This is a genomic window from Roseateles sp. P1_C6 (assembly GCF_056406315.1).
Map to the genome: position 1 here is coordinate 391,041 of NZ_JBFUAK010000002.1, position 16,541 is coordinate 407,581.

The 16,541-nt window shown below is 68.2% G+C and carries 14 protein-coding genes; 8 read left to right on the forward strand and 6 right to left on the reverse strand.

Going from position 1 to position 16,541, the window contains the following annotated elements; genetic code table 11:
- Positions 1-101 precede the first annotated feature (101 nt).
- Positions 102-4,067, forward strand: a complete 3,966-nt coding sequence (gene purL / locus AC1D29_RS04795; RefSeq protein WP_477894756.1) for a phosphoribosylformylglycinamidine synthase — start codon at positions 102-104, stop codon at positions 4,065-4,067.
- Here purL and AC1D29_RS04800 read toward each other — a convergent pair.
- From AC1D29_RS04800 to AC1D29_RS04815, 4 genes are all read right to left on the reverse strand, one after another.
- Positions 4,064-4,525 (reverse strand): SRPBCC family protein, encoded by a 462-nt coding sequence (locus AC1D29_RS04800; RefSeq protein ID WP_477894757.1) that lies wholly within the window; start codon positions 4,523-4,525, stop codon positions 4,064-4,066. The two genes, purL and AC1D29_RS04800, sit on opposite strands and share 4 nt — an antisense overlap.
- Positions 4,522-4,872 (reverse strand): ArsR/SmtB family transcription factor, encoded by a 351-nt coding sequence (locus AC1D29_RS04805; RefSeq protein ID WP_477894758.1) that lies wholly within the window; start codon positions 4,870-4,872, stop codon positions 4,522-4,524. Before AC1D29_RS04805 ends, AC1D29_RS04800 begins: the two co-directional genes overlap by 4 nt.
- The gene (locus AC1D29_RS04810) at positions 4,844-5,515 is read right to left on the reverse strand and encodes a glutathione S-transferase family protein (protein WP_477894759.1); all 672 of its coding nucleotides are present in this window, start codon (positions 5,513-5,515) and stop codon (positions 4,844-4,846) included. The genes AC1D29_RS04805 and AC1D29_RS04810 overlap by 29 nt, the downstream gene beginning before the upstream one ends.
- Before the next feature lie 114 nt (positions 5,516-5,629).
- Positions 5,630-6,961, reverse strand: coding sequence for an MFS transporter (locus AC1D29_RS04815; RefSeq protein ID WP_477894760.1), 1,332 nt, complete (start codon positions 6,959-6,961; stop codon positions 5,630-5,632).
- A gap of 155 nt (positions 6,962-7,116) precedes the next feature.
- On the opposite strand from AC1D29_RS04815, the gene cyoA reads away from it, so the two are divergent.
- From cyoA to AC1D29_RS04850, 7 genes are read left to right on the forward strand one after another with little or no spacing between them, the layout of a single operon-like run.
- Positions 7,117-8,151: a ubiquinol oxidase subunit II gene (cyoA, locus tag AC1D29_RS04820; RefSeq protein ID WP_477894761.1), complete on the forward strand. Its 1,035-nt coding sequence runs from the start codon at positions 7,117-7,119 to the stop codon at positions 8,149-8,151.
- Between the two features lie 9 nt (positions 8,152-8,160).
- On the forward strand, positions 8,161-10,185 hold the full coding sequence (gene cyoB / locus AC1D29_RS04825) for a cytochrome o ubiquinol oxidase subunit I (protein ID WP_477894762.1): 2,025 nt from the start codon (positions 8,161-8,163) through the stop codon (positions 10,183-10,185).
- A 15-nt stretch (positions 10,186-10,200) separates the two neighbouring features.
- Positions 10,201-10,824 (forward strand): cytochrome o ubiquinol oxidase subunit III, encoded by a 624-nt coding sequence (gene cyoC, locus AC1D29_RS04830; RefSeq protein WP_477894763.1) that lies wholly within the window; start codon positions 10,201-10,203, stop codon positions 10,822-10,824.
- On the forward strand, positions 10,824-11,216 hold the full coding sequence (cyoD, locus tag AC1D29_RS04835; RefSeq protein ID WP_477894764.1) for a cytochrome o ubiquinol oxidase subunit IV: 393 nt from the start codon (positions 10,824-10,826) through the stop codon (positions 11,214-11,216). The genes cyoC and cyoD overlap by 1 nt, the downstream gene beginning before the upstream one ends.
- A gap of 6 nt (positions 11,217-11,222) precedes the next feature.
- Entirely contained in the window at positions 11,223-11,930 is a 708-nt protein-coding gene (locus tag AC1D29_RS04840) for an SURF1 family protein (protein ID WP_477894765.1), read from the forward strand.
- Positions 11,927-13,246, forward strand: a complete 1,320-nt coding sequence (locus AC1D29_RS04845) for an ATP-binding protein (protein ID WP_477894766.1) — start codon at positions 11,927-11,929, stop codon at positions 13,244-13,246. The genes AC1D29_RS04840 and AC1D29_RS04845 overlap by 4 nt, the downstream gene beginning before the upstream one ends.
- Before the next feature lie 3 nt (positions 13,247-13,249).
- On the forward strand, positions 13,250-13,813 hold the full coding sequence (locus tag AC1D29_RS04850; protein ID WP_477894767.1) for a response regulator transcription factor: 564 nt from the start codon (positions 13,250-13,252) through the stop codon (positions 13,811-13,813).
- Here AC1D29_RS04850 and AC1D29_RS04855 read toward each other — a convergent pair.
- A complete protein-coding gene (locus tag AC1D29_RS04855; protein ID WP_477894768.1) occupies positions 13,806-15,098 on the reverse strand; it encodes an NAD(P)/FAD-dependent oxidoreductase in 1,293 nt (430 codons plus the stop codon). The genes AC1D29_RS04850 and AC1D29_RS04855 overlap by 8 nt on opposite strands.
- 118 nt (positions 15,099-15,216) lie before the next feature.
- Positions 15,217-16,533 carry an MFS transporter gene (locus AC1D29_RS04860; protein ID WP_477894769.1) on the reverse strand — a complete coding sequence of 439 codons (1,317 nt, stop codon included), beginning with the start codon at positions 16,531-16,533 and terminating at the stop codon, positions 15,217-15,219.
- Positions 16,534-16,541 lie beyond the last annotated feature (8 nt).

Here is a 16,541-nt window from a genome sequence, read left to right on the forward strand (position 1 = left end):
CGCGCTCAGTAGAATCCCGTGCTTCCGCACGTCGCTCCTCGCCCTGGGGCCGTGCCTTCCGAGAACCGCGCGCCCGCCCGCGCCCAGCCTCCCCGGATTCCATGGCCCTGACCCCGCATCTGACCCATTTCGAGGGCGGCAACGCTCTTTCCGATTTCCGCGCCCAGGCCTTGCTGGCCCGGCTGCAAGAGGTCAGTGGCCGCATCACCGGCATCAGCGCCCGCGCGGTGCACTGGGTCTGGACGGACGCGCCGCTGGACGCCGACACCCGCGAGCGCTTCGCCGCGCTGTTGACCTATGGCGAGCCGGCGGCTGCGGGTGCCGAGGGCGACCTCGTCGTCGTCACGCCGCGCTTCGGCACGGTCAGCCCCTGGGCGTCCAAGGCCACCGACATCGCGCGCAACTGCGGCCTCGTGCTCAAGCGCGTCGAGCGCGTCGTCGAGTACCGCGTCGCGACTAAGTCGGGCCTGCTGGGCGGAGCGAAGCCGCTGAGCGCAGAGGAACTGGCCGCCTGCGCCGCGCTGCTGCACGACCGCATGACCGAGTCGGTCTGCTTCAAGCGCGAGGACACCACCCACCTGTTCGACGAGCGCACGGCCGAGCCGCTGGCGCATGTGGACGTGTTGGGCCAGGGCCGCGTGGCGCTGGAGAAGGCCAACGTCGAGTTCGGCCTGGCGCTGTCCACCGACGAGATTGACTACCTCGAGAGCAACTTCAAGAAGCTGGGCCGCAACCCCAGCGACGTCGAGCTGATGATGTTCGCGCAGGCCAACAGCGAGCACTGCCGGCACAAGATCTTCAATGCGTCATTCATCGTCGACGGCGAGGCGCAGCCGCTGAGCCTGTTCGGCATGATCCGCAACACCGAGAAGCTGAACCCGCAGCACACGGTCATTGCCTACTCGGACAACGCGGCCGTCATGGAAGGCCACGCCATCCAGCGCTGGATGGCCGCGGATGCGCCTGGCTCCGCCTACCAGGCCCGCGCCGAGCAGGCCGAGGTGCTGATGAAGGTGGAGACGCACAACCACCCGACGGCCATCTCGCCCTTCCCGGGCGCCTCCACGGGTGCGGGCGGCGAGATCCGCGACGAGGGCGCCACCGGCCGGGGCGCCAAGCCCAAGGCGGGGCTGACGGGCTTCTCGGTGTCCAACCTGCACCTGCCGGGCCTGTCGGAGAGCTGGGAGCAGCACCCGGTGGGCAAGCCCGCGCACATCGCGTCGGCGCTGCAGATCATGATCGACGGGCCGCTGGGCGGCGCGGCCTTCAACAACGAGTTCGGCCGGCCCAACCTGGGCGGCTATTTCCGTGTCTACGAGCAGGCCGTGGACGGCGTGCGGCGCGGCTATCACAAGCCCATCATGATCGCCGGCGGCCTGGGCGCCATCCGCTCGGACCTGACCAAGAAGATAGCGTTCCCGGCCGGCAGCCTGCTGATCCAGCTGGGCGGCCCTGGCATGCGCATCGGGATGGGCGGCAGCGCGGCGTCATCGATGGCCGCGGGCACCAACACGGCCGACCTGGACTTCGACTCCGTGCAGCGCGGCAACCCCGAGATCGAGCGGCGTGCGCAGGAGGTCATCAACCACTGCTGGGGCCTGGGTCAGGAGAACCCCGTGCTGGCCATCCACGACGTGGGCGCAGGTGGCATCTCCAACGCCTTCCCCGAGCTGGTCAACGACGCCGGCCGCGGCGCGCGGTTTGATCTGCGCAAGGTGCCGCTGGAGGAGTCGGGCCTGGCGCCGAAGGAAATCTGGTGCAACGAGAGCCAGGAGCGCTACGTGCTGGCCATCGCGCCGGGCAGCCTGGACCGCTTCGCCGCGATGTGTGCGCGTGAACGCTGCCCGTTCGCGGTGGTCGGTGTGGTCACCGAAGCGCGCGACCTGAAGCTGGTGGACGGCGACACGGAAGTCACCGACCACCCCATCGACATGCCCATGGACGTGCTGCTGGGCAAGCCGCCCAAGATGCAGCGCGACGTGAGCCGCGTGGCGCGTGACGGCGGTGCGCTGGACTTGTCCGGCGTGAAGCTGGAGCAGGCCGCGTTCGACGTGCTGCGCCACCCGACCGTCGCCAGCAAGCGCTTCCTCGTCACCATCGGCGACCGCACGGTGGGTGGCCTGAACCACCGCGACCAGATGGTCGGCCCCTGGCAGGTGCCGGTGGCGGACTGCGCCGTCACGCTGGCCGATTTCAGCGGCTTTGCCGGCGAAGCGATGAGCATGGGCGAGCGCACGCCGCTGGCGTCCGTCAACGCGCCGGCCTCGGGCCGCATGGCCGTGGCCGAGGCCATCACCAACCTGCTGGCGGCGCCCATTGAGCTGCCGCGCGTGAAGCTCAGCGCCAACTGGATGGCCGCCTGCGGCGAGCCGGGCGAGGACGCCGCGCTGTTCGACACGGTCAAGGCCGTCGGCATGGAACTGTGCCCGGCGCTGGGCATCTCCATCCCGGTCGGCAAGGACTCTCTGTCCATGCGCACCAAGTGGGACGACAAGCAGGTCACCGCGCCGGTGTCGCTGATCGTCACCGCCTTCGCCAGCGTGGCCGACGTGCGCGGCACGCTGACGCCCGAGCTGCAGCGCGAGGACTCTTGCGTCATCCTCGTCGACCTGGGCCAGGGCCGGCATCGCATGGGCGGCTCCATCCTGGCGCAGACGCTGAACCAGTTCGGCCCTGACGTGCCGGACCTGGACGACCCCAAGCTGCTGGTGGCGCTGGTCGACGCGGTCAACGAGCTGCGCGCCGCGGGCCAGCTGCTGGCGTACCACGACCGTTCCGACGGCGGCCTGTGGGCAGCGGCCTGCGAGATGGCCTTCGCCGGCCAGACCGGCCTGAGCCTGAACGTGGACCTGCTGGTCACCGAAGGCGACGGCATCAGCGACAGCCGCGCCGACATGGGCGACTCGAAGAACTGGGCGGCCCAGGTCAGCGGCCGCCGCGAGGAACTGACGCTGCGCGCGCTGTTCAACGAAGAGCTGGGCGCGCTGATCCAGGTGCGCGCGGCCGACCGTGACGCCGTCATGCAGGTGCTGCGCGCGCATGGCCTGTCCAGGCATTCGCACGTGGTCGCCAAGCCGAACCCGAAGCGGCAGATGGAAGTCTGGCGCGACGCGAAGAAGGTCTTCGGCGCCGACCTCACCAGCCTGCAGCAGACCTGGGATGAGGTGAGCTGGCGCATCGCGCAGCTGCGCGACAACCCCGCCGGTGCCGATGCCGAGCACGCCGCCGCCGGCAAGGCCGACGACCCGGGCCTGCACGTGCACCTGACGTTCGCGCCCGAGGCGCCCTTCGTCAGCACCGGTGCCCGGCCGAAGGTGGCCATCCTGCGCGAGCAGGGCGTCAACTCGCACATCGAGATGGCCTACGCGATGGCGCAGGGCGGCTTCGACAGCTTCGACGTGCACATGAGCGACCTGCACGCCGGTGCGGTCAAGCTGGACGGCTTCGCGGCCTTCGTCGCCTGCGGCGGCTTCAGCTACGGCGACACGCTGGGTGCCGGCGAGGGCTGGGCGCGCAGCATCATGTTCAACCCGGTGCTGGCCGAACAGTTCCGCGCCTTCTTCGCGCGCCAGGACACGCTGGCCCTGGGTGTGTGCAATGGCTGCCAGATGCTGGCCGCGCTGGCGCCCATCATCCCCGGCGCCGACGCCTGGCCGCGCTTCACGCGCAACCAGAGCGAGCAGTTCGAGGCGCGCCTGTCGCTGGTCGAGGTGCTGGCGTCGCCCAGCGTGTTCTTCCAGGGCATGGCCGGCAGCCGCCTGCCCATCGCCGTCGCGCACGGCGAGGGTTACGCCAACTTCGCGCGCCAGGGCGATGCGGCCAAGGTCATCACGGCGATGCGCTTTGTCGACAACCATGGCCAGGCGACCGAGGCCTATCCGTTCAACCCGAACGGCAGCCCGGGTGGCCTCACGTCGGTGACGACGCCGGACGGTCGCTTCACGGCGTTGATGCCGCACCCCGAGCGGGTGTTCCGCAACGTGCAGATGAGCTGGACCAGCGGCGACCGCGCGCTGCACAGCCCGTGGCTGCGCATGTTCCAGAACGCGCGGAAGTCTCTCGGCTAGGCCGCGTCGACTTCGAGCAGCAGCCGGTCCAGGCCCTCTTCGGTGCCGCGCCGGCGCTGTTCCACGTCCTGGTGGCCGTCGAGGTAGGCCAGCTGCTCGGTCAACTTGAGTGCCGAGCCGGCGGCCGTGTCCGTGAACTCCACGGTCACGAGCGAAGCCGACAGCGCGCGGCCGTTCGCGGCCATCGAGTAGGCGAAGACGATGCGGGCCTGCGGCACGATGTCGAGGAAGACCTTGTCGACGGCCAGTTGGGTGCCGTCCGGCAGGGCGCTGCGATAGGTCTCCTGCCCGCCGGGGCGGAAGTCCATGCTGAACTCGGTCGCGTTCATCTCGGCATGGCAGTCGGACCAGCGCAGCTTGGTGGCCGGGTCGGCCCAGGCCGCGAACACGCGGGCGGCCGAGGCCTTGAACTGGCGCTCCAGCACGAAGCTGGTGTGGGCGGTGGGCGTCGTCGTCATGGCTGGGATTCGTCCTGTTCTGCAAGAAGGGCGTCGAGCGCGTCGAACTGCCGGTGCCACATCGCCTTGCGCTCGGCCACCCAGGCCTCCAGGCCGTTGAAGGCCGCGGGCGCGATGCGGTAGGTGCGCACGCGGCCGAGCTTGTCCGACTGCACGACACCGCTGGCTTCCAGCACGGCCAGGTGCTTGACTGCCGAGGGCAGGCGAAGAGCGAGCGGCCTGGCGAGGTCGGACACCGACGCCGGCCCGCGGGCGAGCTGGTCGACCATGGCGCGGCGGTTGCCGTCCGCCAGCGCGGCAAACAGCTGGTTCAGCCCCTCATCCGAGGAAGCGGGCGGGGAGGGCATGGCGCAGCGGGTAGTACTGGAAGAAGGGTCGGGCCTGGACGATGGCGCGCCACACGGACGGGCGTGCCAGCAATCGCTCGAAATAGGCACTCAGCCGCGTGTGGCCGGGCGAGAAGGGCCGGACGATGGCCGCATAGAACAGCGCCGGCGCGGCCGCGCAATCCGCCATGCTGAAGGCCTCGCCGGCCGCCCAGGTGCGCTCGCCGAGATGGCTCTCGATGAGGTCGTAGGCCACGCCGAGGTCGTTGACGGCGCCGGTCTGCGTGGCAGCGTCGCGCTCGGCCTCGGGTCGCAGCTGCTGGCCGATGAAGCGCTGCATGGGCGTCATCACATGCAGGTCGAAGACGCGGTCCCACAGGCGCACTTCCAGCTGCGCGTCGAAGTCCTCCGGCAGCAGGCGCACCGCCCCGGGATGGCGACTGTCCAGGTACTCGATCTGGATGGAGGTCTCCGGCACCACGCGCTCGCCGTCGACCAGCAGCGGGATCTTGGCGGTGGGCCACAACGCCGCGTAGGCCGCGCGCTCAGCCGGGTCGCCGAGGTTGACCATGCGGGCCTCGAACGGCGTGCCGTTCTCGTCCAGCGCGATCAGCAGCTTCCAGCAGTAGGAGGAGAGCGGGTGGTAGTGCAGCGTCAGGGCCATGATGTCGTCGTTGGTTTCCGATGCGGCGAAGTATATGAACAGTTTCTTTGAAAGGAAACTGTCGGCGCAAACAAAAGGCGGACCGCAGCCCGCCTTTCGCTGGACCGCAGCCTGTCAGTCCTGGACCACTGCCGCCGCTTGCAGCCGCTTGTTCACCCGCAGCGCCACCAGCGTGCAGACCACGCCGGACAGCAGGTAGACGCTGAGCGACACCAGGCCGAAGCGCGAGGACAGGAACAGGGCCACGACTGGTGCAAAGGCCGCGCCCAGCAGCCAGGCCATGTCCGCCGTCAGCGCGGCACCGGTGTAGCGGAAGTGCGGCAGGAAGTTGGACGTCACCGAGCCCGCAGACTGGCCATAGGACAGGCCCAGCAGCACGAAGCCAATCAGGATGAAGGCAGCTTGGCCGGGTTTGCCGCCGCCGAGCATGAAGGGTGCAAACAGCGCGAACACGCCGATGGCCAGGGCCATCGTGCCGAGGTAGCTTCGCCGGCCGATCTTGTCGGCGATGAGCCCGGACATGGGCATGGCCACGGCGGCGAAGGCGGCGCCGAGCAGCTCCATCTTCATGAAGTCCTCGACCCCCTCGGTGCCGTACAGCGCCACCCAGGACAGCGGGAACACGCTCACCAGGTGGAAGAGGGCATAGCTGGCCAGGGCCGCAAAGGCGCCGATGACGATGTGATGGCCCTGGGCCGGCAGCAGCTCGCGCAGATAGGCGGGGTCGAGCTCATGCTCTTCCATGCGCTTCTCGTACTCGTGCGTGACGACCAGGCGCAGCCGGGCGAACAGCGCGACGACGTTGATCGCGAAGGCGGTGAAGAAGGGGAAGCGCCAGCCCCAGGACAGGAAGTCCTTGGCATCCAGGCTGCCGAACACGTACAGGAACACGCCCGACGCGACGAAGAAGCCCAGCGGCGCGCCCAACTGGCCCAGCATGGCGTACCAGCCACGGCGGTGCGGCGGTGCGTTCAGGGCCAGCAGCGAGGGCAGGCCGTCCCAGGAGCCGCCCAGCGCCAGGCCCTGGCCCACGCGGCACAGCGCCAGCAGCACGATGGCCGTGCTGCCAACCTCCGCATAGCCGGGCAGCAGGCCCATGGCGACCGTGGAGCAGCCCAGCAGGAAGAGGGCGGCGGTCAGCTTGGTCGAGCGGCCGAAGTGGCGCTGGATGGACATGCCGATCAGCGTGCCGACCGGTCGGACGACGAAAGCCAGCGCAAAGACCAGGAAGGCGTACAGCGTGCCGGTCAGCCGGTCCGCGAACGGGAAGAACACCTGCGGGAAGACCAGCACCGAGGCGATGCCGAACACGAAGAAGTCGAAGTATTCAGATGCCCGGCCGATGATGACGCCGACGGCGATGTCGCCGGGGGCCAGGTCCTCGTCGGTGCGGGTTGTCAGGGGGCCGGACTGGGGGGTATGAAAGGTACTGCTTGCGCTTGCCATGGCGGCCTGTCTCCGTCTTTGCCTAGGACAAAATGTCCAATAGTTGATTTGCCTCAATCAACTTACATTCCATCGCTGCGTGCAAGATCGTTAACCCTCGCGCGCACCTCAGGATGTACCCCAACAAGACTCTCCTCTGTCGCGTCCCGGTCTTGATGTCCGGCCTGGTCCTGAGCGGCTGCAACGCCGTCGTGATGAAACCGCATGGTGACATCGCTCAACAGCAGGCGCAGCTCATCGTCACGTCGACGCTGCTCATGCTGCTGATCATCGTGCCGGTGATCGCGCTGACGCTGTTCTTTGCATACCGTTACCGCCAGTCCAACACCGAGGCGACCTATGCCCCGGACTGGGACCATTCGACGCGTCTGGAACTCGTCATCTGGGGTGCGCCGCTGCTGATCATCATCGCGTTGGGCGCGATCACCTGGATCAGCACGCACAAGCTGGACCCCTTCCGCCCGCTGGACCGCGTGGCCGAGGGAAGGCCGCTGGCCGCTGACGTGAAGCCGCTGGAGGTCTACGCGGTGGCGATGGACTGGAAGTGGCTGTTCATCTATCCCGAGCAAGGCATTGCGACCGTCAACGAACTGGCAGCGCCCGTGGATCGCCCGATCCACTTCCGGTTCACGTCCACGTCGGTGATGAACACCTTCTACGTGCCCGCGCTGGCCGGCATGATCTACGCGATGCCGGGCATGGAGACGCAACTGCACGCGGTCATCAACAAGGCCGGCGTCTACGACGGCCTGTCGGCCCACTACAGCGGTGCGGGCTTCTCCGACATGCGCTTCAAGTTCCACGGCCAGTCGGACGAGGAATTCGCGGCCTGGGTGCAGTCCAACAAGGCCGGTGCCAACACGCTGACGCGTGCAGGCTACCTGAAGCTCGAAGAGCCCAGCACCAAGGAACCCATCCGCCGCTACGCCAGCGTGGAGCCGGGCCTGTGGAGCGCCATCGTCGACCGCTGCGTCGACGGCAAGAAGATGTGCTCCAGCCAGATGATGGCCATCGACGCCGCCGGCGGCGCCGGCAAGGGCGGTGTGGCCAGCACGATGCGCACGGGCTGGCGCGACTTCGAGGGTGGCAAGCGCGAGCGCATCGTCGTCGCGGCGCTGTGCACGCCAACCAATCCGCAAGGACTGCCCATCGAGATCGATGTGGCCCAGGCCGTCACGCAGAAGAACTGAGACCGAGCGATGTCCAATCCCGTCGTTGCACAACACCAGGCTGCTGACCAGCTGCACCCCATCCTCGGCCGGCTGGGCTGGGACGCGCTGCCGCTGCACGAGCCTATCCTCATCGCCACCTTCATCGCCGTTGCGCTGGGCGGCGCGCTGGTGTTCGCGCTGATCACCAAGTTCAAGCTCTGGGGCCATCTGTGGCGCGACTGGATCACCAGCATCGACCACAAGAAGATCGGCATCATGTACATCATCCTGGGTGTCGTGATGCTGTTGCGCGGCTTCGCGGACGCGCTGATGATGCGTGCCCACCAGGCCATGGCGTTCGCCGACAACGCCGGTTTCCTGCCGCCGCACCACTACGACCAGGTCTTCACGGCGCACGGCGTCATCATGATCTTCTTCGTCGCGATGCCCTTCGTGACCGGCTTCATGAACTACGTCGTGCCGCTGCAGATCGGCGCGCGCGACGTGGCCTTCCCGTTCCTGAACAACTTCAGCTTCTGGATGACCGCCGGCGGTGCCGTGCTGGTCATGATCTCGCTGTTCATCGGCGAGTTCGCCAAGACCGGCTGGCTGGCGTATCCGCCGCTGTCGGGCATCCTGGCGAGCCCGGATGTGGGGGTGGACTACTACCTGTGGTCGCTGCAGATCGCGGGGGTGGGCACGACGCTGTCGGGCATCAACCTGATCGCGACCATCATCAAGATGCGCGCGCCCGGCATGACGATGATGAAGATGCCCGTCTTCACGTGGACGTCGCTGTGCACCAACGTGCTGATCGTCGCGACCTTCCCCGTGCTGGCCGCCACGCTGGCGCTGCTGACGGCCGACCGCTACCTCGGCACCAACTTCTTCACCAACGACCTTGGCGGCAACGCCATGCTGTACGTGAACCTGATCTGGATCTGGGGCCACCCCGAGGTCTACATCCTGGTGCTGCCGGTGTTCGGCATCTTCTCGGAAGTCGTGTCCACGTTCAGCCGCAAGAAGCTGTTCGGCTACGCGTCCATGGTCTACGCGACGGTGGTCATCACCATCCTGTCCTACCTGGTCTGGCTGCACCACTTCTTCACGATGGGTTCGGGCGCCAGCGTGAACAGTTTCTTCGGCATCACGACGATGATCATCTCGATCCCGACGGGCGCCAAGATCTTCAACTGGCTGTTCACGATGTACCGCGGCCGCATCCAGTTCGAGGTGCCGATGCTGTGGACCGTGGGCTTCATGGTCACGTTCAGCATCGGTGGCATGACCGGCGTGCTGCTGGCTGTGCCGGCGGCCGACTTCGTGCTGCACAACAGCCTGTTCCTGATCGCGCACTTCCACAACGTCATCATCGGCGGCGTGGTGTTCGGCGTGTTCGCCGGCATCAACTACTGGTTCCCCAAGGCCTTTGGCTTCCGCCTGGATGCCTTCTGGGGCAAGGTCTCGTTCTGGTGCTGGTTCATCGGCTTCTGGGTCGCCTTCACGCCGCTGTACGTGCTTGGCCTGATGGGCATCACGCGCCGCGTCAGCCACTTCGATGACCCGTCGCTGCAGATCTGGTTCGTCATCTCCGCCGTCGGCGCCGGCATCGTCGCGCTGGGCATAGCCGCCTTCCTGATCCAGATCGCCGTCAGCATCATGCGCCGCAAGCAACTGCGCGACGTGACCGGCGACATCTGGGGCGGCCGCACGCTGGAGTGGTCCACCGCCTCGCCGCCGCCGGACTACAACTTCGCCTTCACACCCGTCGCCCACGAGATGGACGCCTGGTATGACATGAAGCACCGTGGCGCCGAGCGCCCGCGCAAGGGCTTCGTGGCCATCCACATGCCCAAGAACACGGGCGCCGGCTTCATCATCGCGATGCTGGCCACGGCCATGGGCTTCGCGCTGATCTGGCACATGTACATCCTGGCCGCGCTGAGCCTGGCCGCCACGGTCATCGCGTCCATCGTGCACACCTTCAACTACGACCGCGACTTCCACATCCCGGCCGACGCCGTGACCCGCTCCGAAGACGCGCGCACCCGCGCCCTCGACGCGCTGGCCTGACCGGGGACCAACGACATGACTGCAAGCGTGACCGCTCCCACGTCCGGCGCCCCGGTCGTTTTCTACGACACCGGCGACCACCATCCGCCCGGCAGCACGATGCTGGGCTTCTGGCTCTACCTGATGAGCGACTGCCTCATCTTCGCGGTGCTGTTCGCCGTGTATGCCGTGCTGGGCCGCAACTACGCGGCCGGCCCGTCGGGCGCCGACCTGTTCGACCTGCCGCTGGTGGCCGTCAACACGGCGCTGCTGCTGTTTTCGTCCATCACATACGGCTTCGCGATGATCGCGATGCAGCACAAGCGCAAGAGCCAGGTGCTGACGTGGCTGGCCATCACGGGCCTGTTCGGCCTGGGCTTCCTGGGCATCGAGCTGTACGAGTTCCACCACCTCATCCACGAAGGTGCCGGCCCTGCGCGCAGCGCCTTCCTGTCCAGCTTCTTCACGCTGGTCGGCACGCACGGCCTGCACGTCACCTTCGGCTGCATCTGGCTGGTCACGCTGATGCTGCAAGTGGGCAAGTTCGGCCTCACGCCCGCCAACCGCCGCCGCCTGATGTGCCTGTCAATGTTCTGGCACTTCCTGGACGTCGTCTGGATCGGCGTCTTCACCTTCGTCTACCTGATGGGAGTGCTGTGATGGCCGACCACGCTCACGACGCACACGGCCACGACGACCATCACGACGATGGCGACGCCTACCACGCCACCATCAAGGGCTACGTCACCGGCTTCGTGCTGTCGGTCATCCTGACCGCCATCCCGTTCTGGCTGGTCATGGCCAAGGTGCTGCCCAGCCCCAAGATCACCGGCTTCGTCATCCTCGGCTTCGCGGCCGTGCAGATGGTCGTGCACATGATCTATTTCCTGCACATGAACGCCAAGGTCGAAGGTGGCTGGTCCATGCTGGCCCTGCTGTTCACGGTGGCGCTGGTCGTCATCATGCTGGCCGGCTCGGTCTGGGTCATGTATCACATGAACGCCAACATGATGCCGACGCCCGACCCCGCGGCGATGCGCAACATGCCCTGACCGGGTATGGGCCGCGCCGCACGGATCGCCCTGATCGTTGCTGCGGCGCTCGCCAGCCTGGGCTTTCTCGCACTGGCCGGCTGGCAGTTCCAGCGCCTGGGCTGGAAGCAAGATCTGATGGCCCGCGTCGAGCGGCAGGTTCACGCGGAGCCGGTGGCGCCGCCTGCGGCCTCCGCCGTCGTCACCAAGGCCGACGAGTACCGCCGCCTGCGGCTGCGCGGCCGGTTCGAGCCGCGCGAGGTGCTGGTGCAAGCCACGACCGAACTGGGTGGCGGCCACTGGGTCGTCGCGCCGCTGCGGCTGGATGACGGCAGCGCCGTCCTCGTCAACCGCGGTTTCGTGCCGCCCGAGCAGCGCGCGCCCGAGCAGCATGCCGCGCCTGCCGGCCCCGTCGAGCTGACAGGCCTGCTGCGCCTCACCGAAACCGGCGGCGGCCCGCTGCGCGCCAACGTGCCTGCTGAAGGCCGCTGGTATTCGCGCGACGTGGCCGGCATCGCCGCCCAGCTCGGTGTGGCCGAGCGAGTCGCGCCTTACTTCGTCGACGAGTCCGCCGACCCCGCCCAGCCGCTGCGTTACCCGCGCCCCGGCCTGACGGTCATCCGTTTCGCCAACAATCACGCCGTCTACGCCGCCACCTGGCTGGCGCTCGCGGCCATGGCGGCCGCCGCGGCCTTCTACCTGGTCCGCGAGGAGCGCCGGCGCGCCCCGCCTTGAACACCACGTCGCTCCCGATCACCGCCGAACCCGTAGCCATCGCGCCTGAACGGCGCGCCGGCCGCGCCAACCTGCGCCAGCTCATCGAGCTGCGCTGGCTGGCCGTCGGCGGCCAGCTTGCCACCGTGCTGGTCGTGCACCTGGGCCTGGCCATCGAGCTGCCCTGGGCCGAGATGCTCAGCCTGCTGGGCATCCTCATCGCCTTCAACCTGTTCAGCCTGTGGCGCAACCGCCTCGTGCAGCCGGTGTCGCAGATCGAGCTCTGCGTCGCGCTGCTCGTCGACGTGGGCGTGCTGACCGGCCAGCTCTACCTGGCCGGCGGCAGCGACAACCCCTTCATCTACCTCTACCTGCTGCAGGTGGCGGTCGCGTCCGTGCTGCTGCGGCCGGCCTATCTGTGGGCCATCGTGCTCAGCACGCTGACCGGCTTCGTCGTGCTGACGCAGTGGCACCGCCCGCTGTTGCTGGACGCCACCTCGCCCACCACGCTGTCGCCCAACTACCTGGGCGGCCTGCTGCTGTGCTTCCTGCTCAACGTGGGCCTGCTCAGCGTCTTCATCGTGCGCATCAACCGCAACCTGCGCCAGCGCGACGCCGAGCTGGCGGAGCTGCGCCAACGCGCCGCCGAGGAGGTCCACATCGTGCGCATGGGGCTGCTGGCCAGCGGTGCCGCGCACGAGCTGGGCACGCCGCTGGCCACGCTCAGCGTCATCCTGGGCGACTGGGCCCACATGGCGCCGTTCGCCGGCGAGCCCGAGCTGCGCGAGGAGATCGAGGAGATGCAGCGCCAGATCCTGCGCTGCAAGGCCATCGTCACCGGCATCCTGATGTCGGCCGGCGAGGCCCGCGGCGAAGCGCCGCGCCTGACGGCGCTGCAGTCGTTCATCGATGGCCTGGCCCATGGCTGGCGCCAGGCTCACCCGCAGGCCACGCTGGCGCTGCGCTGCGAAGGCCTGCCCGACGTCGAAATCATCTCGGACAGCGCGCTGCAGCAAGTCATCGGCAACCTGCTGGACAACGCCGCCGAGGCCGCGCCGGGTGCGCTGCTCACGCTCGTCGCGACATGCCCGGACGAGGGCACGCTCGCCTTGAGCGTGCTCGATGACGGCCCGGGCTTCGATGCCGAGCGGCTCAAGCACTTCGGCGAGCCCTACCAAAGCAGCAAGGGCCAACCCGGCCGCGGCATGGGCTTGTTCCTGTCCGTCAACGTCGCGCGCACGCTGGGCGGCCAGCTGGACGCGCGCAACCGCGAGGGCGGTGGCGCCGAGGTCGTGCTGACGCTGCCGCTGGCGTCGTTGCTGCCGCGAAAATCCTGACTCATGCCCGCCACCGCTGAAGAAGACCGCCTGCTGCTGATCGTCGAAGACGACGACAGCTTCGCCCGCACGCTGACCCGCTCCTTCGAGCGCCGCGGCTGGCGCTGCCTGCGCGCCACGGGGCTTGACGACATGAAGACGCTGCTGGACGAGCTCCCCGAGGACGACGAACTGGGCCATGCCGTCGTGGACCTCAAGCTCGCCGGCGGCGCGTCGGGCCTGGCCTGCGTGCAGGCGCTGCACGGCTGGGACCCGGAGGTGCTGATCGTCGTGCTGACGGGCTACGCCAGCATCGCCACGGCGGTGGAGGCCATCAAGCTCGGCGCCTGCCACTACCTCGCCAAGCCGGCCAACACCGACGACATCGAGGCCGCGTTCGCGCGCAGGCAAGGCGATGCCGAGGTCGAGGTGACCGAGCGTCAGACGGCGTCCATCAAGACGCTGGAATGGGAACGCATCCACGAGGTGCTGGCCGAGACCGACTTCAACATCAGCGAAACCGCACGGCGGCTGGGCATGCACCGGCGCACGCTGGCGCGAAAGCTGGAAAAGCAGCGCATCAAGTGAGCCGCTCCCTGAGCGCATCCCGCAGTTCGGCCCAGCTGTAGCTGGCCTGGGCCGCCAGCAGGCCCGCCTGGCCGAACACTGGCGTCAAGCCATAACGCTGCAACGCAGCCGGCAGGTCCGCGCGACCGCTGATGGCCTCGGCCAGCCACTCGCCGGCCACCGTGGTCGGCGCCACGCCATGGCCACCGAAGGCTTGCGCAAACCACAGGCCCGGGGCCAACTGGCCGATCTGGGGCATCTTGTGGCGGGCATAGCTCATCAGGCCTCCCCAGGCGTGGTCAATGCGCACGGCGGCGAGCTGAGGAAAGACCTTGAGCATGTCCGCCTGCAGCAGCTGGGCAATGCGGGCCGCATCGCGCTCCTGGATGGAGATCCGCCCGCCCCACAACAGGCGGTGGTCGCCCAAGGCCCGGTAGTAGTCGAAGGCAAAACGGTTGTCGTAGAGCGCCGCAGGCGTGCGTATCGGCCGCAGCGTGGGTGGCAGCGGCTCGGTCGCGATGACATAGGTTGCGATCGGCAGGCGGGCACCCATCAGCGGAGGTAGCACGGTCTTCAGGTAGGCGCCGCCCGCCACGACGACCTGGGCTGCCCGGATCGCGACCTCCTGCGCGGTGCGCAGCACGAAGCCGCCGGCCGGAAGGCGGTCGATGTGCATCACGGCACTGTGCTCATGCACCCGGCCGCCCGCCTGCTCGATGACACCGGCCAGGCCCAGTGCGTACTTGAGCGGATGGAAATGGAAGGCGTCGCGTTCCAGCAGCCCACCGCCATAGCGCGCCGTGTCCAGCCACTGGCGCACCTGCGCCGGCTCGATCTCCTCCCAGCTGACGCCGAAGTTCTCGCGCAGCCAGCGCGCCTGGTCGCGCAGTTGGCGCTCGGCCCGCGGGCTGTGCCTGAACCAGTTGAGCAGCAGGGCGCCGCCTTCCTGCCGATCGCAGGCGATGGCATGGCGGTCCATGCGCGAGCGGATCAGCGTGACGGCTTCGCGGCTGTGGGCGTAGAACTCGCGCGCCTGCGCCAGGCCCAGATCGCTCACCAGGTCCGCCGCGTCGCGGCTGTAGCCGCCGAAGACGAAGCCGCCGTTGCGGCCCGAGGCGCCATGGCCGATGGTCTGCGCCTCCAGCACGGCGACGCTGGCGATGCCGCGCTCCTGCAGTCCGCGTGCGGTGGCCAGCCCCGCGAAGCCGCCGCCCAGCACAGCCACATCCACGTCGATGGGCGAGCCGGTCAGAGCCGGGAAGCTCCGGCGCGGGGCCGTGGCGGCGTAATAGGTCTGTGTTTGCATGCGCTGGCGTCGGGCTCAGGTCGGCGAGGCCCAATGTAGTCCGTGGGGTGCATGGCCGCGCCCGACGGCATTCACTGTCCAACGCCGGACTGCCGCCCGGGGCCGCGCTCTTCTGCCGCTACCGCCGCACGAACAGCGCAACCACCGCGCTGGCGATGCAGGCCATGGACACGATGAAGAACACGTCACCCGTGTTGCCCGACCGGTCGATGATGCGGCCGATCAGCGGCTCACCCAGGCCGGCGAACAGATAGGAGAAGAAGTTCATCACCCCGGTCGCCGTGCCGGCACGGCGGGCGCCGACCAGGTCTGGACACAGCGCCCAGAACGACGATGCCGGCCCATAGACGAAGAACCCGGCCAGGAACAGCGCGCCTATCGCGAGCGTGCTGTGGCCGGTCAGCGAATGCATCAGGAAGGACGTGGCGGCGCCGAGCACCATGAAGAGCACGATGGCCTTGTAGCGCTTGGAGCCAAACAGGCGGTCGGAGATCCAGCCATTGCTGAACGCACCCAGCGCCATGCCGACCGGCAGCGCGACGGTGATCCATTTCGGGTCGATCAGCGCATCCGACGTCTTGCTCCAGTTGCTGCCCAGGAAGTGCACCGGCACCCATACCAGCAGGCCGTAGCGCGCGGCGTTCTGGAAGCCGATCGACAGCGAGGCCAGCAACAGCCGCCAGTTCTTCAGCACGCCGGCGTAGCGTGTCATGGAGGTTTCTGCCGCATCGGTTTCCACGCTGGCGCGATCGCCCTCGTCGCCGGCGCCCGTGTCGGCCGGACTGTTGAAACCCAGATCCTGCGGGCGCTCGCGGGCGATGAGGTAGAAGGTGATGCCGCCCACCAGCATCAGCAGCACGGGCAGGCGAAAGATCCAGCGCCATTCGAGATGCATGACCTCCACGACGAGCAGCGACGTGACGAAGGACAGCACGGACGCGCAGCCCGCGGCGAAGGTGTACATGCCGTAGACCATGCCGCGCTCATGGCGCGACCACCAGTTGGACAGCAACCGGCTGCCCGGTGCCCAGCCCAGGGCCTGGCAGTAGCCGTTGACGCCCCAAGGGATCGCCAGGCTCTTGAAGCCGACGGCGAAGCTGGTGACCCAGTTGGCGATGCAGGACAGGATGGCGCCCGCGGTCATGACGCGCCGGCCGCCGCACTTGTCGGCCAGGTTGCCGTTGATGGCCTGGCCCACCGCGTAGCTCCACAGCAGCGCGGCCGAGGCCCAGCCGAGCATCTCCTTGCTGAGACCGAATTCCTTCTGGATGCCCGGGATGGCGAAACCGAAAGTCTGCCGGCCGGTGTAGAAGAACAGATAGCAGAACATGGCGGCGAGCAGCATGCGCCACTGGTAATGGCGAAAGCTCCGCCCCGCCGTGCGGATGCTGCTGCCCACGGCCTTGATGCCGCCGGCCTCGATCGAGATGCTCATGGCTTGTC

Excerpts from the sequence above, each read along its gene's own strand:
- purL (WP_477894756.1), top strand. The coding sequence starts at position 102 with ATGGCCCTGACCCCGCATCTGACCCATTTCGAGGGCGGCAACGCTCTT.
- AC1D29_RS04800 (WP_477894757.1), bottom strand. The coding sequence starts at position 4,525 with ATGACGACGACGCCCACCGCCCACACCAGCTTCGTGCTGGAGCGCCAG.
- AC1D29_RS04805 (WP_477894758.1), bottom strand. The coding sequence starts at position 4,872 with ATGCCCTCCCCGCCCGCTTCCTCGGATGAGGGGCTGAACCAGCTGTTT.
- AC1D29_RS04810 (WP_477894759.1), bottom strand. The coding sequence starts at position 5,515 with ATGGCCCTGACGCTGCACTACCACCCGCTCTCCTCCTACTGCTGGAAG.
- AC1D29_RS04815 (WP_477894760.1), bottom strand. The coding sequence starts at position 6,961 with ATGGCAAGCGCAAGCAGTACCTTTCATACCCCCCAGTCCGGCCCCCTG.
- cyoA (WP_477894761.1), top strand. The coding sequence starts at position 7,117 with ATGTCCGGCCTGGTCCTGAGCGGCTGCAACGCCGTCGTGATGAAACCG.
- cyoB (WP_477894762.1), top strand. The coding sequence starts at position 8,161 with ATGTCCAATCCCGTCGTTGCACAACACCAGGCTGCTGACCAGCTGCAC.
- cyoC (WP_477894763.1), top strand. The coding sequence starts at position 10,201 with ATGACTGCAAGCGTGACCGCTCCCACGTCCGGCGCCCCGGTCGTTTTC.
- cyoD (WP_477894764.1), top strand. The coding sequence starts at position 10,824 with ATGGCCGACCACGCTCACGACGCACACGGCCACGACGACCATCACGAC.
- AC1D29_RS04840 (WP_477894765.1), top strand. The coding sequence starts at position 11,223 with ATGGGCCGCGCCGCACGGATCGCCCTGATCGTTGCTGCGGCGCTCGCC.
- AC1D29_RS04850 (WP_477894767.1), top strand. The coding sequence starts at position 13,250 with ATGCCCGCCACCGCTGAAGAAGACCGCCTGCTGCTGATCGTCGAAGAC.
- AC1D29_RS04855 (WP_477894768.1), bottom strand. The coding sequence starts at position 15,098 with ATGCAAACACAGACCTATTACGCCGCCACGGCCCCGCGCCGGAGCTTC.
- AC1D29_RS04860 (WP_477894769.1), bottom strand. The coding sequence starts at position 16,533 with ATGAGCATCTCGATCGAGGCCGGCGGCATCAAGGCCGTGGGCAGCAGC.